Source organism: Aliiglaciecola lipolytica, assembly GCF_018860635.1.
Lineage (GTDB): Bacteria > Pseudomonadota > Gammaproteobacteria > Enterobacterales > Alteromonadaceae > Aliiglaciecola > Aliiglaciecola lipolytica_A.
Genome location: NZ_JAHKPT010000021.1, coordinates 521,762 through 546,916, shown reverse-complemented (window position 1 = coordinate 546,916; position 25,155 = coordinate 521,762). Strand labels below are relative to the sequence as shown.

At 41.0% G+C, this 25,155-nt stretch carries 22 protein-coding genes; 14 read left to right on the top strand and 8 right to left on the bottom strand.

Annotation, left to right across the window (positions count from 1 at the left end):
• Positions 1-385 precede the first annotated feature (385 nt).
• Both KO530_RS10860 and KO530_RS10855 read right to left on the bottom strand, forming a co-directional pair.
• Positions 386-1,732, bottom strand: a complete 1,347-nt coding sequence (locus KO530_RS10860) for a class II 3-deoxy-7-phosphoheptulonate synthase (RefSeq protein WP_216048425.1) — start codon at positions 1,730-1,732, stop codon at positions 386-388.
• 198 nt (positions 1,733-1,930) lie between these two features.
• Positions 1,931-2,416 (bottom strand): low molecular weight protein-tyrosine-phosphatase, encoded by a 486-nt coding sequence (locus KO530_RS10855; protein WP_216048424.1) that lies wholly within the window; start codon positions 2,414-2,416, stop codon positions 1,931-1,933.
• A gap of 98 nt (positions 2,417-2,514) precedes the next feature.
• Here KO530_RS10855 and pepE point away from each other — a divergent pair, with 98 nt between their 5' ends.
• On the top strand, positions 2,515-3,219 hold the full coding sequence (gene pepE / locus KO530_RS10850; protein WP_216048423.1) for a dipeptidase PepE: 705 nt from the start codon (positions 2,515-2,517) through the stop codon (positions 3,217-3,219).
• Here the strand turns inward: pepE and bioD are convergent.
• Genes bioD through bioB form a run of 4 tightly spaced genes read right to left on the bottom strand, consistent with a single transcriptional unit; the run spans position 3,208 to position 6,996 of the window.
• On the bottom strand, positions 3,208-3,885 hold the full coding sequence (gene bioD / locus KO530_RS10845) for a dethiobiotin synthase (protein WP_216048422.1): 678 nt from the start codon (positions 3,883-3,885) through the stop codon (positions 3,208-3,210). The two genes, pepE and bioD, sit on opposite strands and share 12 nt — an antisense overlap.
• Positions 3,882-4,682, bottom strand: a complete 801-nt coding sequence (locus KO530_RS10840; RefSeq protein WP_216048421.1) for a methyltransferase domain-containing protein — start codon at positions 4,680-4,682, stop codon at positions 3,882-3,884. The genes bioD and KO530_RS10840 overlap by 4 nt, the downstream gene beginning before the upstream one ends.
• Complete coding sequence (locus KO530_RS10835; protein ID WP_216048420.1) at positions 4,675-5,883, bottom strand: aminotransferase class I/II-fold pyridoxal phosphate-dependent enzyme; 1,209 nt, start codon at positions 5,881-5,883, stop codon at positions 4,675-4,677. Before KO530_RS10835 ends, KO530_RS10840 begins: the two co-directional genes overlap by 8 nt.
• 3 nt (positions 5,884-5,886) lie before the next feature.
• Entirely contained in the window at positions 5,887-6,996 is a 1,110-nt protein-coding gene (gene bioB / locus KO530_RS10830; RefSeq protein WP_216048419.1) for a biotin synthase BioB, read from the bottom strand.
• 98 nt (positions 6,997-7,094) lie between these two features.
• On the opposite strand from bioB, the gene bioA reads away from it, so the two are divergent.
• A complete protein-coding gene (gene bioA / locus KO530_RS10825; protein WP_216048418.1) occupies positions 7,095-8,384 on the top strand; it encodes an adenosylmethionine--8-amino-7-oxononanoate transaminase in 1,290 nt (429 codons plus the stop codon).
• A gap of 7 nt (positions 8,385-8,391) precedes the next feature.
• On the opposite strand, the gene KO530_RS10820 is transcribed toward bioA, so the two are convergent.
• Positions 8,392-8,772 (bottom strand): hypothetical protein, encoded by a 381-nt coding sequence (locus tag KO530_RS10820; protein ID WP_216048417.1) that lies wholly within the window; start codon positions 8,770-8,772, stop codon positions 8,392-8,394.
• A 225-nt stretch (positions 8,773-8,997) separates the two neighbouring features.
• Here KO530_RS10820 and asnS point away from each other — a divergent pair, with 225 nt between their 5' ends.
• The 10 genes from asnS to KO530_RS10770 all read left to right on the top strand — a co-directional run bounded on the left by asnS (position 8,998) and on the right by KO530_RS10770 (position 21,553).
• On the top strand, positions 8,998-10,395 hold the full coding sequence (asnS, locus tag KO530_RS10815; protein ID WP_216048416.1) for an asparagine--tRNA ligase: 1,398 nt from the start codon (positions 8,998-9,000) through the stop codon (positions 10,393-10,395).
• 131 nt (positions 10,396-10,526) lie between these two features.
• A complete protein-coding gene (locus KO530_RS10810) occupies positions 10,527-11,939 on the top strand; it encodes a pyridoxal phosphate-dependent decarboxylase family protein (RefSeq protein ID WP_216048415.1) in 1,413 nt (470 codons plus the stop codon).
• Positions 11,936-13,090 carry a paraquat-inducible protein A gene (locus KO530_RS10805; RefSeq protein ID WP_216048414.1) on the top strand — a complete coding sequence of 385 codons (1,155 nt, stop codon included), beginning with the start codon at positions 11,936-11,938 and terminating at the stop codon, positions 13,088-13,090. The genes KO530_RS10810 and KO530_RS10805 overlap by 4 nt, the downstream gene beginning before the upstream one ends.
• Positions 13,077-14,759, top strand: coding sequence for an intermembrane transport protein PqiB (pqiB, locus tag KO530_RS10800; protein WP_216048413.1), 1,683 nt, complete (start codon positions 13,077-13,079; stop codon positions 14,757-14,759). The genes KO530_RS10805 and pqiB overlap by 14 nt, the downstream gene beginning before the upstream one ends.
• Entirely contained in the window at positions 14,752-15,354 is a 603-nt protein-coding gene (locus KO530_RS10795) for a PqiC family protein (protein ID WP_216048412.1), read from the top strand. Before pqiB ends, KO530_RS10795 begins: the two co-directional genes overlap by 8 nt.
• The gene (locus KO530_RS10790) at positions 15,354-16,469 is read left to right on the top strand and encodes a GGDEF domain-containing protein (RefSeq protein ID WP_216048411.1); all 1,116 of its coding nucleotides are present in this window, start codon (positions 15,354-15,356) and stop codon (positions 16,467-16,469) included. Before KO530_RS10795 ends, KO530_RS10790 begins: the two co-directional genes overlap by 1 nt.
• Positions 16,470-16,651: 182 nt before the next feature.
• Positions 16,652-19,192 carry an efflux RND transporter permease subunit gene (locus tag KO530_RS10785; RefSeq protein WP_216048410.1) on the top strand — a complete coding sequence of 847 codons (2,541 nt, stop codon included), beginning with the start codon at positions 16,652-16,654 and terminating at the stop codon, positions 19,190-19,192.
• An 18-nt stretch (positions 19,193-19,210) separates the two neighbouring features.
• Positions 19,211-19,996, top strand: a complete 786-nt coding sequence (locus KO530_RS10780) for an outer membrane lipoprotein-sorting protein (RefSeq protein ID WP_252729100.1) — start codon at positions 19,211-19,213, stop codon at positions 19,994-19,996.
• Positions 19,996-21,306 carry a hypothetical protein gene (locus tag KO530_RS10775; protein ID WP_216048408.1) on the top strand — a complete coding sequence of 437 codons (1,311 nt, stop codon included), beginning with the start codon at positions 19,996-19,998 and terminating at the stop codon, positions 21,304-21,306. The genes KO530_RS10780 and KO530_RS10775 overlap by 1 nt, the downstream gene beginning before the upstream one ends.
• A 31-nt stretch (positions 21,307-21,337) precedes the next feature.
• Positions 21,338-21,553, top strand: coding sequence for a YgaP family membrane protein (locus KO530_RS10770; protein ID WP_216048407.1), 216 nt, complete (start codon positions 21,338-21,340; stop codon positions 21,551-21,553).
• Between the two features lie 72 nt (positions 21,554-21,625).
• Here the strand turns inward: KO530_RS10770 and KO530_RS10765 are convergent, their stop codons facing one another.
• Positions 21,626-22,930, bottom strand: coding sequence for a sigma-54 interaction domain-containing protein (locus KO530_RS10765; RefSeq protein ID WP_252729099.1), 1,305 nt, complete (start codon positions 22,928-22,930; stop codon positions 21,626-21,628).
• Positions 22,931-23,140: 210 nt separating this feature from the next.
• Between KO530_RS10765 and KO530_RS10760 the strand changes: the two genes are divergently transcribed.
• Together KO530_RS10760 and KO530_RS10755 are read left to right on the top strand one after the other, a co-directional pair.
• A complete protein-coding gene (locus KO530_RS10760; RefSeq protein ID WP_216048406.1) occupies positions 23,141-24,412 on the top strand; it encodes an NAD(P)/FAD-dependent oxidoreductase in 1,272 nt (423 codons plus the stop codon).
• Positions 24,413-24,420: 8 nt separating this feature from the next.
• Complete coding sequence (locus KO530_RS10755) at positions 24,421-25,056, top strand: Tll0287-like domain-containing protein (protein WP_216048405.1); 636 nt, start codon at positions 24,421-24,423, stop codon at positions 25,054-25,056.
• Positions 25,057-25,155 lie beyond the last annotated feature (99 nt).

The following is a 25,155-nucleotide window of genomic DNA, read 5'->3' as shown; positions in this document are numbered from 1 at the left end:
TTTTTAAATTTTAACACCTTGATAGTTTTATCATTATTCCTGTAACTGGGCAAACGCACGTACCAAAAAGGTCAGCGCCTTCCACATAACGAAGAAATGGAGAATCAAGATAGGTTCCGGTATTTGAACACATATCAATTTTACCTATTTGAAATATGGTGCCCTCTTCATAGTATGACGTAGATGCTTCTCGGCTCAGATAGTCACAAATTATAGGGCAGGTAACCCCTTGTACGTGACCAATCCATCTTCGACGGTATGACTGAGATCTATTAATTTGCTCATTTTATCGTCTCTCTTCATTATTTTTTTGTAAAAACCAAAAAAGCCAGTTGGGTCAGCAACTGGCTTAAAGAATTAACGTATAAAGAGCACTAGATATAAACTATTTACCACTTTTCAAATGGTCTGCTACTAAAAATGCCATTTCTAACACTTGGTCAGCATTCAAACGCGGATCACATTGGGTTTTATAAGCCTGGGCAAGATCGTCATCACTGATTTGATACGCGCCACCAGTACATTCCGTCACATGCTGGCCAGTCATTTCTAAATGAATACCACCTGGATGTGTACCTTCAGCACGATGAGCAGCAAAGAACTGCTGAATTTCGCTTAAGATGTCATCAAAGTTTCTAGTTTTATAACCACTAGATGCTTTTTTGGTATTGCCATGCATTGGATCTGAACTCCACACGACTTTTCGTCCTTCCGCTTTTACTCGGCGCAGTAATTTTGGCAAATTTTGCTCAAGCTTATCTGCCCCCATGCGCGTAATGAACGTCAAACGACCAGCGCTATTATCTGGGTTCAAGGTGTCGATTAATCTCATCAATTCGTCTTCTTGAATTGTTGGACCAATTTTAACCCCAATAGGATTATGTATGCCGCGGAAGAACTCAATATGGGCGTGATCCAATTGACGGGTACGCTCACCAATCCACACCATGTGTGCAGAGCAGTTGTAAGGTTTACCTGTCAATGTATCAATGCGGGTTAACGCTTGTTCGTAATTTAGTAGCAAGGCTTCATGGGAAGTAAATAAATTAGTTTCATGCAAAGTTGCGTTATTCACATGATTAATACCAATCACATCCATAAATTCCAATGCATCTTGCAAGCGGTTGGTGACGTCTTGATAACGATCACGTAACGGATTGTTCTCAAGAAAGGTCATATTCCAACGATTCACCTGATGCAAATCCGCTAAACCACCTTGGGCAAATGCGCGCAATAAGTTTAAGGTTGAAGCGCCTCTATGGTATGCCTCTAACATCCGATTAGGATCAGGCATTCTAGACTGCTCAGTAAATTCAAAGCTATTGATGATATCACCACGATAACTCGGTAAAGAAACACCATTAATCGTTTCTAAATCAGAGGAGCGTGGCTTTGCATACTGCCCTGCCATTCTCGCAACTTTTGTTACTGGGCATTTTCCAGCAAAGGTTAAAACAATTGCCATTTGCAGAATAACTTTAAAGGTATCTCTTATTTTAGGCGCATTAAATTCGTCGAAAGATTCCGCACAATCACCACCCTGTAGTAAGAAACCTTTGCCTTCGGCTACATCACCAAGTTGTTTGTATAGTTGCCTTGTTTCTTCAGCAAAAACCAGCGGAGGATAACTATGAAGTTTGCTCTCTACTTCTTTTAATAAAGCTTGATCTTGATAAGTAGGTTGTTGCTGGATAGGTTTAGATCTCCAGCTATCCGGTTGCCATTGGCTCACACGCATTCCTTAAATACAGTCAAAAAAAGCAGGCTATACCTGCTAAATAAAAATTACGGGGAAATTACCCTAAAACGCCTTTATAGTACAATGTCAATACGCGCTAATCTATTCAACTATGGACTATAACATCGATTTAAATTATCATAGACAATATAGACAATGAGATGGGAATAAATTCAAACGTACTTACGATTGTTAATCATCTAGAACAATCAGAGCAGATATATGCTCGATAAGACCATCGGCTGATGCCTCGATTAAATCAAGAACATACTCAAAGCCTTTCTTACCGCCATAATAAGGATCTGGGATTTCCTGTTCCTCTAACCCAGAAAAAGACATAAACAACTTTATTTTATCTTGATACTCTTCTGGGCATTCACTTTGCAAACCACGAAGATTCATTTCATCCATGGCGATCAGAATATCGAAGTCACTAAAATCTTGTTTGGTGATTTTGCGACAATTTATCCCTGAAAAATCATAACCTCGGGCTTCCCCCACGGCAACAGAACGCTCATCGGGTTCCGCGCCAGTATGATATCCTTGGGTTCCCGCTGAATCTATTTTCAACAGCAAACCTTTTTCATGGGCTTTTTTCCTAAATACTGCTTCTGCGCTAGGAGAACGACAAATATTGCCCAAACATACAAACAATACAGAGCGAATTGTTACAGCCATTCGAGTTGTTTCCTATTCCTGATTCTCTTATGCTTAAGAGTCTATTCTATCTAGCTAAAAAAGCGCGTCTAGCGTTAAATTCATTTCAAAGGAAAAAAATGTCAGAAAAACGTGTACTCATGTTGAGCAGTTCAAAAGTTGGCAATGAAGAATACCTAGCTAACCCCAGAAAAATGATATTGCCGTTTTTAGATAAGGTTAAAACTGCGATTTTCATCCCCTATGCAGGCGTCACTATGTCATGGGATGACTACACTGAAAAAGTGCAACAGGCGTTACCAGAGATACGTATTACTGGTATCCACACATTGCCAAATGCAGCCGATGCAATCAATAACGCCCAAGCAATTATTGTCGGTGGAGGCAATACCTTTAACTTGCTTTATCAATTGCAGAGCAATGACATAATAAAAAGTATCCAAAATAAAGTGAATTCTGGTACCCCTTATATCGGTTGGAGTGCAGGTTCAAATATTTGTGGTTTGAGTATTAAAACCACGAACGACATGCCAATCATTCAGCCTGAATCATTTTCTGCTTTAGCCTTTGTTCCGGTACAAATTAATCCCCATTATAGCGATTATCAGCCACCTGGTCACAATGGTGAAACAAGGGCTCAACGGATTGCTGAATTTTGTGTATTGAACCCAGACACCCATGTAATTGGGATAAGAGAAGGAAGTGGTTTGCTGCTCCAGGGCGATACATTTACGCTAATTGGTGAACTCGACGGTGTTATCTTTAAAGGGAATCAACAACAAACCATAGCTGCTAATACAGCTCTAAATAACTTATTGAAATAACCTATCAATCGACAAATACTCTGCAGCTTGTTCGGTGTTTTTTAGCTTAGGCACAACACCGAGACAAGGTGCGGGGATCAATTGCTTTAAGCTCTCAATATTGTCCTGTAAATACAACATCTGCTCATCAATCTGATTAGCTACCCAACCGATAACCTCTAGACCATCAGCGCAGATAGCTTGATAGGTGAGTAATGCGTGATTCAAACAGCCCAACTTCATACCAACCACCAACACCACAGGTATTTTTTGTTGGATCGCAAAATCTGATAAGAATGCCCCTTCGCCTAATGGCAAACGCCACCCACCCGCTCCTTCGGTTAGCAGTAAATCAGCATTTGCAGAGAGTAAATCTGTATAGGCTGAGGTTATTTGTTGTAAATCGAGGGTCACTCCCATGCGCTGAGCGGCTAAATGGGGTGCGACAGGATCAGCAAACGCGATGGGATTAATTTTTTCATAGGGTAATTGCAATGTGCTAACACGCTGCAGGGCCACTGCATCATCGTTTCTAAGACCTTCCGCGGTTTCAAAACAGCCGGCAGAAACCGGTTTAAAACCTATGGTGGAAAGCCCTCTTTTTGCCGCAAGCTGCAAAATGGCTGAGCCAATAACGGTTTTTCCTGCATTGGTATCAGTACCTGCAATAAAAATAGAGTTGATCATATATCTTTGCTCAAAATCAAAAAACTAACTTGGTAAGACAAGGGTAACTGGTCTTCAACGGCAAAACGTTGCTTATAAATCCGTTCAAATTCAGCTAAAGACTGTCGACTCAGTTTTGAGTGGTTACCGGTTTGAGGCACAACATTTGCGCCAATATGGCGAATACTATTTAACACGCTAATCGCGTTAGGGTGCCAGGTAGTATAGGTTTTTTGCTGCTCAAGCACTTTAAACCCGCACTGTTGTGCTGCTTTTACCAATTCGCGATGGGGAATGAATTGGTTGACTCTAGGGACTGAATCGATTTCCCCCCAAGTTACCTGTAATTCTGACATCGAACCTTCGCTCAGCAACGCTAAGACGGCGCGGCCATCATCGGTTAAGACCCGATTCGCCTCCGCTAAACTCTGCTGAATTGGCGTACACCACTGTAATGCCATACAAGAAAAAATCGAATCAAAAGACTTATCTGGAAATGGCAAAGATTCCGCGTCTGCTATGTGGAAGTCAATGAATCCTTTAATGTCGTCAGTTGGATTAAGTTTTTTCGCCTGCTCAATCATGCCCGCTGCTAAGTCTATGCCGCAGACATGTTGAAATTTGTCCACCAGCATTCGGGTTAAACGAGCGGTCCCACAACCAATATCCAACAATTTTCCGAGTGTATTAGCTTGCACCAACTGAATTGCATCAAAACCAATATCTAATTGCACTTGTGCGACATCATCATAACGATATGCTGATTGACTAAACTGGTAGGCTATTCTGCGCTTTTTATCCACAACGGTGTCAATCATGGGTTAATACCTGATAACGCTTAAGCACTATTACTAAAGCATCAACAAATGCATCTATGTCAGTGTGTTTATGACTGGCTGATAAGGTAATTCGTAGCCTGTCAGTTCCCTTAGGAACAGTGGGATAACGTATGGCTGTGACCCAAAGCCCAAGCTGCTTCAAATCCTCACTAATTTTCACACACTTAACTGGGTCGCCAATAACAATAGGTTGGATGGCAGTTTGTGAATCAGTTATCGGCACACCCGTTTGCAAGCATAACTGTCTAAACTGAGCAATTCGTTGGGTTAACGTTCGCTGCTTGACACCATCCGCTAACGATTGAAAACTCGCATAGGTTGCCATCGCCATAGCAGGAGGCATTGCGGTGCTATATACATAATGCTTGGCAAAGTTAACCAAGTAGTCGATAAGCACTTGCGAGCCTGCGACAAAAGCACCAGAGGTGCCAATTCCTTTGCCAAAAGTCCCCATTAATATCGGCACCTGAGATTGACTTAGATTCAATTGTTCAGCGCTGCCTAAGCCGGTTTTACCCAATACTCCCATGCCATGCGCATCATCTACCATTAACCAAGCATCATATTGCTGAGCCACTTTGTGCAGTTCATCTAAACGTCCCAAATCACCGTCCATACTAAATACCCCTTCGGTGGCAATAAGGTAATCCTGAATGTTAGCTTGAGACTGTTGCTGTGCTTGTCGGTTACTCGAAGCGAATAACGTTGTCAGATGATCAATATCATTATGCCGAAAGCGCTTGTATGTGCCGTCACAATGTTTTGCCGCTTCCACAAATGATGCATGCATTAACTTATCCGACAAAATACACAAATTCGGGTTTGCTAATGCCTGACAAATAGCTTGGTTGGCGGCAAAGCCAGAATTAAATAATAAAGCGGCTTCACGCTTTAAACCACTGGCCAAAAACTCTTCCAATTGCTGATGCGCACGAGTATGGCCGGTAACAAGTGGCGAAGCCCCACTGCCCACACCATAGCTGGAAATGCCTTCCACCCAAGCCTGCATAACAGCAATATCTTGACGTTGTCCTAGATAGTCATTGCCGGAGAAACTCAAAAAGTGCTGCCCATCAACCTCAATCATTGTGCCAGCAGAAGAATCGATTATCCGCCGTTGACGCAACAAACCTTCACGTTTACGTGCATTCAGAGCCGCTTGTAAATAAGCAAAAGCCACTGACTAATTAGTCGTCTCAGGCACAGCGACGACAGGTTTACTGGCATCGTAGAATAATTCATTTCCAGCTTGCTCTGACTCACCCGCCTGAATCTCTTCCATTAAAGCGGCTTCATGGGCTTCATCAGAATACTCACGGGTTTGTTTAGAGTTGATTCCCAATTTTTTGAATAGCATGACATCTTCATGGGTCTCTGGATTAGAGGTGGTTAACAATTTACAACCGTAAAAAATTGAATTTGCGCCAGCCATAAAACACATGGCTTGCATTTGTTCATTCATAGCCTCACGCCCCGCCGACAAACGAACAAAAGACTTAGGCATTAAAATACGGGCGACAGCAATAGTACGAATAAATTCGAAAGAATCTAAATCTTCCACATCATCCAATGGTGTACCTTTTACTTTCACCAACATATTGATCGGCACACTTTCTGGGTGATGTTCTAAATTGGCCAATTGCATCAACAAACCAGAGCGGTCATCGGCCTCTTCACCCATGCCGACGATACCACCAGAACAGACATGCATACCGGCATCACGCACATTTTGCAGTGTATCTAAACGATCTTGATAGGTACGGGTTGTAATGATATCACCATAATATTCGGGTGACGTATCCAAGTTGTGATTGTAATAATCTAATCCAGCTTGCTTTAGTGCTATCGCCTGATCACGGGTTAACATACCCAAGGTCATACAAGTCTCTAGGCCAAGCTTTTTAACTTCTTTGACCATTTCCAAAACATATGGCATATCACGCTCTTTTGGATTTCTCCAAGCCGCCCCCATACAAAAACGCGTTGACCCTGTTGCCACAGCCTCTTTGGCCCGCTGAATAACTTTTTCAATTTCCAAAAGGCGTTCTTTTTCTAGGCCAGTATCGTAACGCGCACTTTGCGGGCAATATTTGCAGTCTTCCGGACAAGCCCCAGTTTTAATCGACAATAATGTGCTGACCTGCACATAATTAGGATCAAAATGTTGGCGATGAATACATTGGGCCTGGAAAAGCAAATCATTAAAAGGCATAGCGAATAATGCATTCACTTCGTCTAATGTCCAGTCGTGTCTTATCTGTGCTGCACCTGAAAAATCTGCTGGGAACGCCATATTTGGTCCTTTACTATCGAATTATGTTGGCTTAGTCTAAGGCCGACTTAAACATTGTCAACTCTTACCAGATACTTTGATTTACAAGTGAGTATTATTTGAACAAATCTAACCTAACTGATATCGAATTTGACCAAAAACATATTTGGCATCCATACACATCTGCGATTAACCCTCTTCCTTGTTATGAAGTTGAATCAGCAGAAGGGGTTTTCCTGAAACTGAAAGATGGCGAACGTTTAGTCGATGGCATGTCATCTTGGTGGGCAACCATTCATGGCTACAATCATCCAGAGCTAAATAAAGCGGCCAATAAACAGTTAGAAAAAATGTCTCATGTGATGTTTGGCGGAATCACTCATAAACCCGCTATCGATCTTTGCAGAACACTAGTGGATATTACACCTGAAGGCTTGGAGCGTGTGTTTTTAGCTGATTCTGGCTCAGTTTCGGTAGAAGTCGCAATGAAAATGGCATTGCAATATTGGGCGTGCCAAGGTGCTCCAGAGAAACACCGTTTTATATCCCCTCGCAATGGTTACCATGGTGATACCTTTGCGGCTATGTCGGTATGTGACCCGGTAAACGGTATGCACAGTTTATTTAACCAAGTGTTATCTTCACAAATATTTGCCCCAGCACCACAAACTCAATTTGATCAAACTTGGAATGAAGATGATATCGGACCCCTTGAGGATTTGATTCTTACCCACAAAAACGAAGTCGCAGCACTTATTATCGAACCAATAGTGCAAGGAGCCGGAGGTATGCGCATATACCACCCAGAATATCTTCATCGTTGTCGACAGTTATGTGACGAACACAACATTTTGTTAATTTGTGATGAGATTGCTACAGGGTTTGGTAGAACAGGTAAACTGTTTGCGTGCGAACATGCTGGTATAAGTCCAGATATCATGTGCGTAGGCAAAGCGTTAACCGGTGGTTATATGACACTTGCAGCAACGCTTTGCACAGAAGATGTTGCATTAGGGGTCTGTGCGTCTGAACCGGGCGTGTTTATGCACGGCCCTACGTACATGGGTAATCCGTTAGCTTGCGCGGTAGCTAATGCCAGTTTGGCTTTGTTGGCACAGAATAAGTGGCAAGCACAAGTCGAAAGAATTGAAAAACAACTGCAACATCAGTTGTTCCCCTTAAAAGACCATGTTGCTGTAGAAGACGTCAGAGTATTGGGCGCAATTGGTGTCGTTGAATGTAAAAAAGCAGTAAACGTTGCTGAGTTACAACGTGTTTTTGTTGATAACGGCGTTTGGATCCGACCATTTGGAAAACTCATTTACATTATGCCGCCGTTTATTATTAATCAGCAACAACTCACTCAACTGACCGCCGCTATTGCGATCAGTTTACAGACACTCAATTAGTGATATTTCAAAGATCAGATAAGATCCAAACTAATACCACTACGCTGATTGCCAATAAAATAACTACGTTTATACCAAAATAGTCATTTCGGCGGCGAGTTCTATATCGCCGCATGAAAAGTACAAACAGACTCATGAATGTGCATAGGCAAAGTAACATAATTAGATAAAGACTAAGAGACATAGCCCAATCTTGTCGACCAGATACTCCCCAATATTCTTGCACGCCAGATATCAATTCTGGCCGTGCATAATGGAAAACTATCAAAGAAGCGACAAATATCACCCAAGCAACAATATTCAATCCCAATACAATTTGGTAAAATTTATCGCGGCTTCGAGGCGTTTTTCGGCGGTTTTCGCCCTGCCAAGGGAATTGTTCAGACATATTCTCTATTTAGCGCCTATTTTTACTTGAGTCTGTCATTTAGCTAAGTAAGATTACACACCTTATTTATGCGACAGATTCTAGTGACATTTTAATTATCCAGCTTTAGTTACTGTAGAGCATTAATTTGGTTTCATCTAGGTTATTGTTTATCCTAGTCGTTTGTCTTATTTTAGTTTGTAATCAAAAATTTGCAGGTTAACCCTGCTGTAGTGGAGAATATCAATGGCGCATGCCCCAGTGGTTGACGTGTTAACTGGCAAGTACCCAATCGGGGAACAAGTAGTTTTAAAGGGATGGGTGAGAACCCGCAGAGATTCTAAAGCAGGATTATCTTTTATCAATTTGCATGATGGAAGTTGCTTTGACGCTATTCAGGTTATTGCACTGAATACAATGCAAAATTACAGCGATATCCAGCGTCTCACTACAGGTTGCTCAGTTGCAGTTACTGGCGAAGTGAAAGAATCACAAGGTAAAGGTCAGTCGTTAGAAATAGAAGCGACCCAAGTTGACATCTTAGGTTGGGTTGAAAACCCAGACACTTACCCAATGTCAGCAAAACGCCATAGTATTGAATACCTACGGGAACATGCGCACTTGCGTGCTAGAACCAATGTCATTGGTGCGGTAACCCGTGTTCGCAATTGTTTATCTCAAGCTATCCATCGCTTTTTCCACGAAAAAGGCTATTTTTGGATCAGCACTCCCATATTAACTGCCAGTGATACTGAAGGGGCTGGTGAGATGTTCAGGGTTTCGACCTTAGATATGATGAACATCCCTAAAACCGAACAAGGTGAAGTCGATTATTCACAAGATTTTTTCGGAAAAGAAACCTACTTAACAGTATCAGGTCAATTGAACGTTGAAACCTACTGTACAGCAATGTCCAAAGTGTACACTTTTGGGCCGACCTTTAGAGCTGAGAATTCAAACACAAGCCGCCACTTAGCGGAATTTTGGATGATCGAACCAGAAGTCGCCTTCGCAGAATTGTCTGACGTAGCGCAACTTGCCGAAGATCTTTTAAAATATGTGTTTAAAGCGGTATTGGAAGAACGTGCCGATGATATGGCTTTCTTTGCGCAGCATATCAATAAAGACGTTAAAGATAGAATGGAAAAAGTGATCGCCCAAGATTTCGTCAGAATGGATTACACCGATGCCATTGAAATACTCAAAAACTGCGGTAAAAAATTCGAATTCCCAGTTGATTGGGGTGTGGACTTGTCGTCAGAACATGAGCGTTACCTTGCAGAAGAGCATGTAGGTGCGCCGATTATTATGCAGAACTATCCAAAAGATATTAAAGCATTTTATATGCGCATTAATGACGATGGCAAAACAGTGGCAGCAATGGATGTATTGGCCCCGGGTATTGGTGAAATCATCGGCGGCTCTCAACGTGAAGAACGCCTAGACGTATTTGACCAACGACTTGAAGAAATGGGACTGGATAAAGAAGACTACGCTTGGTACCGAGACTTGCGTCGCTATGGCACAGTTCCACATTCTGGATTCGGCTTAGGCTTCGAACGCCTAGTTGCTTATGTCACAGGTATGCAGAATATTCGTGACGTAATCCCCTTCCCTCGCTCGCCAGGTAATGCAAATTATTAATCGATAAAGTTTATTTACTTTTCTCGCAGACAAAAGCCATCTTAAAGATGGCTTTTTTTTACTTATTTTTCCTAAAAAACAACTACATTTAGTGATAACGTTAGCCTTACCCACAACTAAGAAGTACGACTATGTCAAAAATACAAAAACACATGTTCGAGCAAGTTCGTACTTCTGTTCTGTTAAAACAAGCCTGCAAAAGTGCACTTGAATACCAGACAGATACAGATGAAAAAGCAATCTATCCAAGCAATAAGGATTTGGATCTGCTCAGCGCATTTGATGGCGACTTACCGGAAAATATTGGCGACGCAAACGCGCTGTTAAATTTACTCGCCAATCAAGGGGCACAAAATACCGTACGTTACTCAAATGGTCGTTATTATGGTTTTGTTAATGGTTCGGCACTGCCCATAGGTTTGGCGGCAAAATGGTTAGCTGATGTTTGGGATCAAAATGCAGCGCTATTTGTCATGTCACCAATAGCGGCAAAATTAGAGAGCGTTTGCCAACAATGGTTACAACAACTATTTCAACTACCAGAAAATACTGTGGCAGGGCTAGTTGGAGGGACTTCAGTTGCCAGTTTATGCGGTTTGGCGGCTGCCCGTTATCGTCAATTAACGCATTTAGGATGGGACATTGCACAACACGGACTTTTTGCAGCGCCTGCCCTTCGCATCATTTTAGCTAAACAAACCCACGGAACTGTGGTGAAAATGTTGAATCTATTAGGATTTGGTCAACAGCAAATTGAATGGGTTGAATGTGATGAACAAGGTCGCATGCGCGTTGATGCGATTCCTCCGCTTGATCATAGTTGTATTCTCGTTTTACAAGCTGGAAACGTTTGTAGCGGGGCTTTCGATGACTTCCAAACCATCATTCCTAAAGCCCAAGCCGCTAAAGCCTGGGTGCATGTTGATGGCGCTTTCGGCTTATGGGCGGCAGCATCCGCAAAGTTTAATGAACTAACCAAAGGCGTTAATCTGGCGAATTCATGGTCTGTTGATGGTCACAAAACCTTAAATGCGCCTTACGATTGTGGAATTATTTTATGTGCAGATCCCAAAGCGTTAACGCAGGCTCTGCATCAACAAGGTTCCTATATACAAACCAGTGAAAACCGCGACAATATGATTTTTACACCTGACATGTCTAGGCGTGCCCGTGGAATAGAATTATGGGCATGTTTGGCTTATTTGGGTAAAAACGGTATTGCAGAACTTGTTGAGTTATTACATCAACATGCCGTCTACTTCGCCAAAAATATTCTAATTGCGGGTTTTAAAGTACTTAACGATGTTGTATTTAATCAAGTTATAATCTGCGCTGATTCAGATGAAATTACGGTTAATACACTCAAAGCAATTCAAAACTCTGGTGTAACCTGGTGTGGTGGCGCGACATGGATGGGCCGAAAGGTGATTAGAATTAGTATATGCTCTTGGGCAACCACAGAGACTGAAATAGATAAAAGTATCGCGGTATTTTCTGAATGTTTGGATAAACACATACAACTGGCTAACGGTGTTTATAAATGAGTCAACACTTATCCGATCCTATCCACAGCGGGCAAACGGTCTGCCAACAATGTGATACATCAGTAGAAATACCTCGTTTAGCTCATCGCCAGAAAGCAAAATGCCCATGTTGTGGGCACGTATTGACGCAACACCTCGCAAGGGCCAATCAAAGAATAATCATGTTCGCCCTTAGCGCTTTAATTTTTTTACTGTTATCAATGCCATTTAACTTTCTTGGATTTAGCAGCAACGGGCAAAATCATGCAATTGGGATCATTTCCGGCTTAGAGGTATTAATCGTCAATGATTATATGTTTTTAGCGGTGATCCAATTGCTGTCTATTATCATCGTCCCCGCCATAGTATTGCTGGGTTTACTGCTAGTCGTTGTGCCATTGCCTGTAAATAAAAATCCAGCCACTTCAAAGACTATCTTAAATATCGTTTACGCCCTCATTCCATGGAGCATGGCAGAGATATTTTTGATTGGAGTACTCGTAAGTTTAATCAAAATCAGTTCTTTTGCAGATATCAGTATTGGCCTATCATTTTATGCTTACATCGGTTTCACCTTATGCATGGTAGCCACATTGTTATCCATGGATAAACACCAACTTTATATCAACGCCACCCAAACCCAACACCGCCGTAAAAGACTTCCGAAGTCCGAAAGTATACAGCGTACTTGGGCGTTATTACTGACCTCGATATTGTTATATATTCCAGCTAACACTTTACCTATTATGCACACGGTATTTTTAGGTACCGATGAACCCAGCACCATACTGGGTGGGGTCATCTCCATGTGGCAGAACAAGTCGTATCCAATTGCGTTGGTCATTTTTATTGCCAGTATAGTTGTGCCCATAGGTAAGTTGGTAATATTAATCTGGCTTAACTATTGTGCGCAAAACGGTACAATCAAAAAACAAAACACCCGTATATTTTGGTACCGATTAACAGAGTTTATAGGTCGGTGGTCAATGGTTGATATATTCGCCGTTGCGATTTTGGTTAGTCTCATTCAACTAGGTAATACCATGAGTGTATTTCCTGGTCCTGCTGCAATGGCATTTTGTGGTGTGGTGATATTAACAATGCTAGCAGCGATGACTTTCGATCCTAGATTAATTTGGAGCAATTCGGACGCACAAGATGATAGACAATAAAAACCAACAAGTAAGCGCGCAAGAAGCAGATGTAGAGTCTAGTCGAATAATCTCAAAATTTTGGCTGATTCCATTAGTCGCCCTGTCTATTGGAATGTGGATGGTGTATCACCAGTGGGCAAATCAAGGCCCGTTAATTAACATTGAGTTTGTTTCAGCCTCTGGTATTGAAGCAGATCAAACAAAGATAAAAACCAAAGATGTCGAAATTGGTGTGGTTAAAAAGGTAGAACTAAAACCCGATTTAAGTGGCGTAATTGTAACCGCAAGAATGAGCCCAAGTGCCGAAATGCTGCTTGGAAAAGATAGTAAGTTTTGGCTGGTGAGGCCCCGTGTCTCTCTTAATGGTGTTTCTGGATTAACCACCCTATTTTCCGGCCCTTATATTACTTTGGAACCAAGCACCGAGGGCGAACTGTCTACTGAATTTATCGCATTTGAAAATCCCCCTGCCACAGCAGCTGGCACACCAGGATTACAGATAACCTTAAATAGTGACGAAGAACTATCCTTTAAAGCCGGTGATCCGATTATTTATAAAGGATTGAAAGTCGGTGAATTTGAAGACATGCATTTTGATGTAGATAGACGCATAGTTTCTTACAATGCCTTTATCCAAGCGCCTTACCACAAACTTATCACTGAAAATACCAAGTTTTGGAATGCCAGCGGTATGAGTCTTGATCTTGCCGCCAATGGGATAGAAATAAAAACAGGAAGTATCGAAACCATTCTCACTAACGGTGTCACATTTGGCATTCCTGAGGGTATGTCAACGGGCAAGCTAGTCACAACACAAGCGTCATTTGAAATATATAAAGACTATAAAAGCGCTTCAAACAAAAGATATAAACTGGGGGTTAATTTTGTATTGATGATCAAAGATAGTATTCGCGGATTAACTGTCGGCGCACCTGTAGAATACCGAGGTTTGCAAATTGGTAAAGTGATTGAAATTAACCTACCAGGCGCAGCGCAGAGTAAATTACTTGATGATGAATTTGCGATTCCAGTCCTGATCAACATCCAGCCAAGCAGAATGCAGCAACCCGATGACCACACGGGTGTAGAGATTGTTAGAACACAAACATTACGTGGAATAGAACAAGGTCTTAGAGCATCCCTTAAAATTGGTAATATTGTGACCGGCGGCTTGTACGTTGATTTACAGCATTATGAGGATGCTGAACCGGAACCTCTGAGTAAGTTTCTTGGCTACAATGTGATTCCTACAACATCAGGGGAATTTGCGCAAATCACTCAAAAAGTAAGTGGTGTTTTAGACAATATAAATGCCATTCCTTTTGCCCAAATGTCTGAAGATGCGAGTCAACTAATGCAAACCTTTAATGCCACAGCTGAGGCATTAAAAGAGACCGTTGACACCCTCGATAGCCTGCTGGTTGACGTGAAGGACCAACAAACAAGTCAGAATATTAATCAAGCTGCCGAATCGCTAACTAGCTTACTCAAAGATTACTCTGCAGGGTCTAGAACTAATCAAGAATTAATTTCGACAATGCAAAGGTTTCAAACGACCTTGCAGCAACTCACTCCATTATTGCAACAACTCAACCAAAAACCGAATAGTTTAATATTCAGCGACGCTACGCAGCCAGAAGTTGAACCCAAAGCGCAATCTTTAAATCAGGAAACCGACAATGACTAAGCCAACCTTTTACCTATTCGGGCTGACTCTGCTGCTAGCGGGTTGTGCGAGTGAAGTGAACACAAATGTGCACTATTATCTACTCGATAACGCAGCCTCTATTTCAATGCCAGATGATATTGCACAGCGCCCTACTACAGTAGCAATTCAGACTATTGAGTTGGCCGACTACCTCAAACAAGCCAGTTTGAATATGCAAATGGATAATCATCAAGTGTTCTACTCTAAACAACATTATTGGGCGCAACCATTACAAACGAGCATTCGTAATTCATTACTAAATGATCTCAATAAAACGTCGAAAACTGCCTACTTTGTTGATCCACAATTAGTTAATTTCAAACAAGCAGACTTAACATTAGGGTTAAAAATAAACCACTTTCTGCCTACATATGAATCAAAAGTGGTGTTAGCTGGACAGTATTGGATATATAATGATCAAAGCAACAGAAATTTAACTGACTCAATATATAACTTTAAGTACGAACTACCACTGGCAGAAAATGGTTATGGACATGCGGTGGGCAAACTACGAAATTTACTAGAACAGTTAAGCAAAGATATCGTAATAAACATGGAAAACGTTGAAATCTAATGATCAGAAAAATGACCAAGTGGATGCTGGCTTATCTTTATTTGGGTGTTGTTGGCGATAGAAATAGCGAATCTAATCAACAAATATTTGTCTCCAATCTTTTTTCCTGCATTGGCTATAGTCTCACTCTTGTTTTAGGTATTTCCGCCGCTTTCGGTGGCGAAATGGTGTTATCCATCTCTCTTTTTTCAGCCTGTTTTTTATTCTTTTTAAGTCACCAAATCCATCGTTTTAAACGAATCAAAAATACCTACAAAATATCTACCCGCATTATTTTTATATGTTTGTTATTTTTAATGCTTTATTTAGTTTACACCGGTGGCCATGCCAACACTGGACCATTATGGATTTATATTCTGCCTCCTGTAGCTTTCTTTTTTGGCGGTTTGCGTAAAGGCTTAGCCAACATTGGCCTATTTGTTATTTTGATTAGCATCATGTTGTTCTATCCAGGCGAAGTTTTATTAAATACATCCTACACCCACGAATTTAAGTCACGTTTAATTTATTCCTTTTTAACGGTTACTTTATTATTTGGCTTCTACGAATTTTCACGGCAAAAATTCATTACTTTTATGCAAAAATTAAGTGACCAATTCGAACAACAAGCAATGCAAGATCCCCTTACGTTGTTACCAAACCGCAGGGCCATGAAAGATTATTTAGAACACGAATACAATCGTGCACAGCGCAGTAAAGTCAATATGTCGTTATTACTGTGCGACATTGATCACTTTAAAAATGTAAATGACCTCCACGGCCACGATGGTGGAGATTACGTACTACAAAACTTATCGGCGCTATTTACCTCAACGTTGCGTAAACAAGACAAGATATCTCGATGGGGAGGAGAAGAGTTTTTATTCCTTTTGCCAGAAACCAGCGAATCTGATGCACACTTTTTAGCAGAAAAAATACGCAAGAAAGTAGCTAATCATATTTTCAAATATGCTGGCAAAGAATTTAGTATTACCTTGAGTATCGGTGTTAAAGAAGTAACCAAGAATATAAGCGTAGATAAAGCTATCACAGCTGCGGATAAGTTTTTGTATCAAGCTAAAGAAGAAGGACGTAACCGCACCATGCCTAAAGTCGCCCACACCCATGCAGATTAAGCCACTTCTTTCTAGACCATCATAAAAAGGCTCTAGCAGTTTAACTAAACACATTTTTCAACCACTGCAAGATTTTCAAACGACGAAAAGCTGTCTCAACAATATGCATCAATGCTATCTAAACTAGATATGGCACTTTTATTGCTTTACTGATACATATTATAAAAAATCTGTTGGGTTTCATGAAAAATATAGCCGATAATTTAGTGCATTTATGCACTCACAAACCTAAATCTGTATATGCAATATTGTTGCTTTTTGTGGTGTTATTAGCGGCCCAGATCCCTCGAATTCAAATAGATACAGATCCAGAAAACATGCTGGATGCAGAGCACCCTGCACGAGTGTTTCATAATCAAATTAAGCAAACATTTAGTATGCACGATGCAATAGTTGTTGGGGTGGTTAATACACAAGATGAAAACGGTGTGTTTAAGCCTGATGTGCTTTCTGACATTTTTGACATTACAAAGACAATTATGTCATTGGACGGGGTTGTTTCCGCTGATGTCATGTCAATTTCAACAGTTGACAATATCAGTCAGGAAGGAACAGGTGCGATTCGTTTTGAATGGATGATGCCCACCCCACCGGAAACCATTGCAGTTAGTCAACAGATACAACACAACTTGTCCCGTCTGCCCTTGTTACAAGACACTTTGGCATCAAACAACGGTAAAGCCGCTGCGATTTACGTACCTATTTTAGATAAAAACGAAAGTTTTAATATTGCTGAACAAATTCGCGGCGCAATCGAAAAGCGTGATAGCAGCGCACAATGGTATATTACTGGGTTGCCTGTTGCCGAAGACCAATTTGGTTTCGAGATGTTTGTGCAAATGGGAATTTCAGCGCCCCTAGCAGGCTTAACTATATTCATTCTATTGTTTATTTTCTTCCGCAACATTCCGTTAATTATCGCGCCTATGATAGTGGCGATGGCAACCGTCATTATTACCATGGGGGCATTAATAGGAATGGGATTCACTGTTCATATCATGTCATCCATGATTGCGATTTTTCTAATGCCGATTGCGGTGGTAGATTCAGTACATATTTTATCGGAATTCAGTGACCGTCATAAACCAGGAGAAGATCTTCAGGCCACGATTGAGGAAGTGGTAGGACATTTATTTACGCCCATGCTGTACACCTCAATAACCTCTTCCGTAGGGTTTTATTCATTAATGTTAACTCCTATTCCTCCGGTACAAATATTTGGTGCTTTTGTAGGTTCAGGTATCCTACTCGCGTTTTTAATTACCATTACGTTTATGCCTGCTTATCTGTCGAGAATGAGTGAAAAGTCACTACAAAGTTTACAGGATGTGATGCATAGCCAGCAAAGTGGCGGTACTAGAATTGCAAAACTTGCAGGTGCTTTGGGTAAGATTGCAATGAACTTCAAAGGCGCATTGATATTGAGTTTTTCAGTGGTGTTCGCCATCTCCGTGTGGGGAATTACCCAAATTCAAATAAACGATAACCCGGTGCGATGGTTCAAACCTGATCATGAAATTCGCATAGCCGATAAAGTCTTAAACGAAAATTTTGCAGGTACCTACGATGCCTACATAGTGCTAAGTCAACATTCATCTTTGGTGCCTGTGGAGAACTTATTATCAAAAAATATCCCCTCAAGCTTAACCAATTGGCAACAGGCAACTTTAGAAAAGCTTAAAGATGAGCCGCTAAATGAACAATATCAGCAACTTATCATTGAAATAGAAGATAAGATGTTTACTGATTTAAGCTCACAAGAAGAACAATTTTTAAACGACTTGTTAAACCTGACAGAGAAAGCCCTGAGCCAGTCAAAAGCTTTTCAGTCTCCGCAATTACTTGCCTACATAGAGTCTTTACAAACAGCTTTGCAGGCATCAGGCTTGGTCGGTAAATCTAATTCCCTAGCCGATGTAACTAAAGTGGTGAATCGCGAACTCAGATCTGGCGAAGCCAAGGATTACCAGATCCCGAATTCACCGCAAGCTGTGGCGCAAACGCTAATGCAATATCAATCTTCTCATCGTCCTAATGACTTGTGGCATTTTGTCACGCCCGATTACCAACAAACTCTGGTTTGGTTGCAATTAAGCAGTGGCGATAATCAAGATATGACTGAGGTAATCCAGTTAGTAGACGATTATGTAGCCAACAACCCACTGCCAGCGAATATTGAACTAGGCTGGGCAGGCAAAGCCTATATTAATGTCATTTGGCAAGAAAATATGGTTGCAGGCATGCTCGATAGTTTAATAAGCGCATTTATTATTGTATTTGTGATGATGGTAATTTTGTTCAGATCCTTAGTATATGGTGTGCTTGCGATGCTGCCGCTAACAATTACCATCACCTTCATTTATGGATTGATTGGTATTATTGGCAAAGATTACGATATGCCAATCGCAGTGTTGTCTGCATTAACACTTGGTTTGTCTGTTGATTTTGCGATCCACTTTTTAGAAAGGGCCCGCGCCTTATTTAAACAAACCAAGGATGTGAAACAAACATTGGCCTTGATGTTTCAAGAACCAGCCACCGCAATCACTCGCAACGCGTTAGTTATCGCCCTAGGATTTACCCCCTTGCTCTTTGCTCCACTTGTTCCCTATATCACCGTGGGAGTATTTTTAGCTAGCATAATGGCAATTTCGGCCTTGGTGACGCTACTTATCTTGCCCGCTGTGATGTCGTTAGCAAAACAATTGGTTTTTAAAAACTAGATGATTAGGAGTTTTAGAATGCCTAGATTTACATTATTTACTTTATCGTTATTTATGTCGTTACCGACCCTTGCTGCTATTGATGTTGCCGAATTAATTAGCAGCGCTGAAAAAGTGGCTTATTACAGTGGAGAAGACGGTCGCTCAGATGCACGCATGATGATTGTTGATTCTCAGGGACGCAAACAAATGCGTCAATTCACCATTCTCAGACGAGATGTTGAAGACAATGGTGATCAACAGATGATGGTATTTTTCAGTCGTCCAACAGATGTAAAAGACACTGTATTTAGAGTGGAAAAACATGCAGATATTGCAATAGACGATGACCGTTGGCTGTACTTACCTGCGCTGGATTTGGTTAAGCGCATTTCGGCTGGCGATAAACGCACGTCCTTTGTGGGATCGCATTTTTTCTATGAAGATGTGTCAGGCCGTGCCGTATCAGAGGATAACTTTGAATTACTGAATGAAACCGCTGAACACTACATCTTAAAAGCAACCCCGAAGTCAGCAAATAGCGTTGAATTTAGCTACTATCAAGTCAGTATCGATAAACAATCAAAGCTACCTGTGAATATTGATTTTTTCAATGAAGATGGGGTTAATTACCGACGTGTTGAAGCGATTAAAATCGAAGATATTCAAGGTTTCCCTACCGTTGTCCGCTCGAAAGTAAGTGATTTGATTAACGGCGGTTATACATTAATGGAATTTAGAAATATCAGTTACGATTTAGGACTTCCAGATGATGTATTTTCGGAACGCAGTTTACGTACGCCTCCACGTCAATGGCTAGACTAATGAAAAAAAATTCATCCCTCGCCAGCGGTTTATACATAACTGTAATACTCTTCACATTCAATGCTGTAGCGCAAACTTCAGAAGATGAATGGGATATGGGCGATTGGTCGGAAGAAGAAGTAGCAAAGCCGCTATTTACCGGCTTTGTCGACTTTAGTGCTGGCAACAGAATATCCTCTGATCCTGAAATTGATCAAGCCAAAACCCTCAGAGATATTCGTTTACAAGTACAATGGGAAAAACTGCTCAGCCATTCTAGCGTAACTATTACTAGCGACTTATATTATGACGGTATACTCGATGAGGTAAAAGTAGATATTAGGGAGTTTGCTTGGCAAGGAAGATTGGACTCCTTAGGCGAATGGGGAAAATATTTTGATCTGAAATTAGGTCAACAAGTGCTGACCTGGGGAACGGGAGATTATTTATTTCTAAATGACCTTTTCCCAAAAGATTATCAATCATTTTTTGCAGGTCGTAATGATGATTATCTTAAGGCCCCTTCCCTATCTGCAAAGTTATCTGGATTTTTTGATTGGGGTAATATCGACTTGGTTATTACCCCTGAATTTGCTCCTGACAACTATATTAACGGCGATTATTTTTCCTTTTTCTCACCACAATTTGCTAAAAACATTGCGCCTGGTTTTGACGTGAGCCCACCCTACCGACCTGAGTCGCCAGAATATGCACTGCGTTATTACAAAACCTTAGGATCATCTGAAATTGCTGTATACGGTTACCATGGATTTCATAAATCGCCTAGCAGTCAAACGGCACAAGGCCAACCTTATTTTGCTAAACTCAACGTTTATGGCGCCAGTGTAGTCAGCCCTGCTTTTGCAGGTTTAATCAAAGCTGAAGTCGCCTATTATGCCTCTGGTGATGATAGCCAGGGTACTGAAGCATTGATCCCTAACGATCAAAGTAGAGTGTTAATTGGTTATGAACAAGAACTAATAAAAGATTTATCGGGGAGTTTACAGTGGTATATGGAGCGCACTCATGATTATTCAGCACTGCGTTTAAATTCACTTACGCCACAATATGATCCTAACCGCAGTCGTATCGTCGTTACGCAGCAACTGGTGTATCGGTTAATGCAGCAAACCTTAACAATTAATGTATTTAACTTTTACTCCACCAGTGATCAAGACGGATTTTTGAAACTGCGTGCCGATTACAGCCCTGTAGATGAGTGGCGACTGTCTGCTGGAATGAATCTATTTTACGGTGAAGAGCAATACACCTTTTACAATCAATTCGAAGATGCTAGTAACCTTTATGCTAGTTTCAGATACTTTTATTAACTATGGCTATCCGATAAAAAAGAGGATGTTTATGTCTGCAGAAAGAGCGTTAACCGCATTTGCTGGTTTTATGGTGTTAGTATCCGTTGCATTAACCGTTTGGGTTCATCCAAACTTTGTATGGTTTACGGTGTTCATTGGTGCCAACTTGTTTCAACAAAGTTTTACTGGCCTTTGTCCTGCAACCTTTGTTATTCGCAAAGTATTTGGTTTCAAAACTGAAAAGGAATTAGCTAACGGTCAATGAATCGTATACTTTATTATTAAATATCAAAATCTTATATCAGTCTGAGGCGAGATTTAAGCGCACTATCTCAAGTCAGACGCCCTCGTATTTTAAGCCATATCTCTGAAGTTTACGGTAAAACGTTCGAGGGCTGACGCCCAATTTCTGAGCCAGTTCATCTACCGGTAAAGTGCTTGCAAAACACAATTGCGATAAATATTGTTTTTCCATATCGTCCAAGGAAATAATTTGATTCACTTCTTTGGCTTCAAAACCACCGGTGTTAATCACGAGTTCCGGCAAGTCCTCCACTTCAATAATATCTTCATTTGCGAGCAATGCTGAATGTTCAACAATACTTCTTAGTTCACGAATATTACCGGGGAAATCATATTGACACAGCGCAAGCAGCGCTTTTTCACTGAACCTTTTACGATGCAGCTCAGACTGTTTTAAAAAGTGTTCTGCCAAAATCGGGATATCAGAGCGTCGCTGAGCCAAAGACGGCAACATTATTGGAAAGCCAGCAATGCGATAATACAAATCTTTCCTAAACTCGCCTGACGCTACCAAATCAAGCAGGTTTTTATGGCTTGCGCAAATCAGCCTAAAATCCGCCTTTTTCTGCTTAATTCCGCCAACGGTTCGATAACAATGGGTTTCAAGAAGACGTAACAATTTCACTTGCATTGCTAATGGCACATCGGCGATTTCATCAAAAAAAACGGTACCACCATTGGCCATTTCTATCAGTCCCTTTTTGGCATGAGTTGCACCAGTAAAAGCCCCCTTTTCATGACCAAATAATTCAGATTCGAATAAGTTTTCATTAAGGCCAGTACATTCAATTATAACGAAAGGCTTTTGTGCCCGAGCGCTCGACTCGTGAACCGCTTTAGCAACTAGCTCTTTTCCTGTGCCGGTTTCACCATGCAGTAATACCGCAATATCGGCCTTAGCAGAGCGGTTAATTTTATTCAGCATGGTTTTAAACGGCTCTGATGCACCTATCATCAGCTGTGCATTAGACTCATTAGAGGCAAACCTTATGCGATCAAGCACTTCTAGAAAACCGGTGGTTATGCCATTTTCATCTTTAATCGGTTTCATCAAAATATCGCAATAGGTTTTACCATAAGGCGTATCGTGAATGTGAATGACACTGCTGGTTCTATTGGTTTTTTTACATTGCTCCATAGGACAGTCTTCGCCGTGTTTATCGCAAGGAGATGAATTACCGTGAGAAATTTCAAAACAACTGCTTTTACCAACAATGACTTCATTTTCGTAAGTATCTCGATAGGCGGAATTTACCGCTAAAATACGATATTCAAGATCGATAAAAATTGCCGGTTTTTCCATGGCATCGATCATCGATTGCACTACACCAATATTCATATCCAGATAGCTCGTCAGTAAGTCAATATTGACTCATTCTGTGACAAAAATGACAAAGGAATCAAGGTTTATCTAAGCTAGTTCATCAATACTTAATAAACTGCATACTTTTCAACATGTTAAATTTTTTGAATTTATAGCACGCCTCTTGCTTACATAATGTTCACATATCGTAACTATTAACAACGATAAGATAAGTGAGGAACTAAAATGGCTAAAGTAGTGATCTTAGGTGCAGGAACCGGTGGCATGCCAGCGGCTTATGAAACAAAGGAAATACTCGGTAAAGAACATCAAGTTGTTGTCGTCAATGAACGACCGGAGTTCCGTTTTGTGCCATCGAACCCTTGGGTAGCAGTTGGCTGGCGGGAACCTGACGCCATAACTATGCCGATTGAAAAATATCTGAACAAAAAAGGCATAGAGTTCATTTGTGCAAAAGTGGACAAAATTGATGCCGCAAACAAAGTTATTTTAACCCATGAAAATGAAAGCATAAGTTACGATTATTTGATAATCGCTACAGGTCCAAAACTCGCGTTTAGTAACATTAAAGGAGCTGGCCCAGATTATTATACCCAATCCATATGTACCTTAGATCATGCCAAACAATGTTATCAAGATTTCGAAAAACTGCTGAAAAACCCTGGTCCAGTTGTGGTTGGTGCGTTTCAAGGCGCAAGTTGTTTTGGGCCAGCTTACGAATATGCGTTTATATTAGATAAAGCTCTTCGCGATGCCAAAATCCGCCATAAAGTTCCAATCCATTTTGTTACCAGTGAACCCTACATCGGACACATGGGATTAGGTGGTGTTGGAGATTCCAAAACCATGTTGGAGTCGGAACTCAGATCTCGAGATATAAAATGGACATGCAATGGCACTGTAGATGAAGTCTGTGAAAATATGATGCATGTATCCGAATTAAACCGTAAAGGAGAAGTGGAATTTGAACATCAGCTGCCTTTTCATCACGCCATGTTAATACCGCCTTTTAGTGGCGTGGATGCAGTCGCAAATGTTGACGGCTTGTGCAATCCAAAGGGATTTGTTGTTACCGATGAATTCCATCGTAATCCAACTTATCCAACTATTTTTTCGGGCGGTGTTTGTGTTGCTATTCCACCAGTTGAGACAACACCAGTGCCCACAGGGACGCCTAAAACCGGTTACATGATAGAAACAATGATGACAGCTATTGCGCACAATCTAAAAGCACTCATTATTGACAATCAACCACCGCAAACCAAAGGCACTATGCACGCAATTTGCCTAGCCGACATGGGAAATACTGGGGCAGCATTTGTGGCAATGCCGCAAATTCCTCCCCGCAATGTCGCTTGGTTTAAAAAGGGCAAATGGGTGCATTTAGCCAAAATCGCATTTGAAAAGTATTTTATGCGCAAAATGCGCACCGGCACCAGTGAGCCTGTTTACGAAAAGTATGTGTTAAAAGCACTTGGAATAGAACGTTTAGAGTAGGAATAATTATGAACAAGATTTTGGCAATATATTCAACGACAGTTAGCTTATCAATTATATCCGGTTTTGGGTTATATATGACGCTAGCCAATGCAAACGAAATAACAAAATCAAATATACCATTGGCCAACAATAAGGTAGAAAATCAACAAGATAATGCATCATACCAACAAATCGCCAAGGAAAAAATGGCGCAATTTGGAAAGCAACTCAAAAGTGCATTATTGGACGCAATTGCTACTGGCGGTTTTGAAAATGCAGTGGAAGTTTGTCAGAATGAAGCACCGAAAATAGCCGCCGAACTATCCACTGATGGCTGGCAATTAAGTCGCACTAGCTTAAAAACTCGTAACCCTCTTAATCTGCCAAATGAATGGCAAAAGCCTGTATTACTTGAGTTTGAACAACAAGCTCAAAATGGAAAACCGATAGATAAATTAGTATTCAGCGATACCGTAAACGGTCAATTTAGGATGATGAAAGCGATTCCTACTGGCCAGCTATGTATCGCCTGCCACGGCACAAATATTTCACCTGAATTATCCAACAAAATTAACCAGCACTACCCACAAGACACAGCAATCAACTTCTCTTTAAAGGATATTCGCGGTGCTTTTAGTGTCACAGCGCCTATAGGTCAATAATCTACTTGTGATTAAATCACATATTGTCACTTATGACAGAACCTCTGTCATAAGTGACAACCACCCTCCTCTATAGAGCCATGGTAAAAATAAAACCCT